This is a genomic window from Vibrio sp. 10N.261.52.A1 (assembly GCF_002876325.1).
GTDB classification, from domain to species: domain Bacteria; phylum Pseudomonadota; class Gammaproteobacteria; order Enterobacterales; family Vibrionaceae; genus Vibrio; species Vibrio chagasii.
On the sequence record NZ_MCYD01000334.1, the window covers coordinates 1 to 599 of the forward strand.

Sequence of the window (599 nt, forward strand, 5' to 3'; positions counted from 1 at the left end):
GAGTATGTCTACTTGCTGGCGAGAACGCGTGACAACGGTGACCATGCTGACACCAAGCGTCGCCAAAGTCAGCTTCAGTTTGAAGCGAACGCTGCAAGGCCATATCCGGCAAAAGGCTTTGATGCCGATGAAGTGATTGCTTTCCGCGATGAGTTAGTTCGTCAGGTCAATTCTGGTGAGCAGCCTATTGCCGGGCACAATGCTTTCGGAAAAACGCTAGAAGACGTGGATCCGCATAACTACCTATATGCGGCCGCTTATGGATGGGGTGGACTACCTATGGATACCGCTCAATATGTTCCCCTTCAAGTGACTTCAGGAAAATGCCAAACTTGGACGATAGAAAAACCGGCTTTAGATTGGAAAAATAACGGCTATCTATCTGCAACTTTTTATGGAGAGGATGGTTGGATTCATGAAAATGATTTTTATATTCCCCATTCTGAAATGAAAGATAATGGGAATTCATTTTCATTCACTACCAATTGCAAGAAAGGTTTGGGGAATGCGACCGTAGAGCAAGGTGGTAACTTCCTCGTAAGAATGTATCTTCCTATTGATGCAGAATTAGTAAAAGAACAAGCAGATAATATGTATAC

1 pseudogene is annotated in these 599 nt (G+C 43.9%); it reads left to right on the top strand.

From position 1 onward, the window contains the following. A pseudogene (locus BCT81_RS29110) lies at positions 1-599 on the top strand (hypothetical protein); the annotation flags it as partial.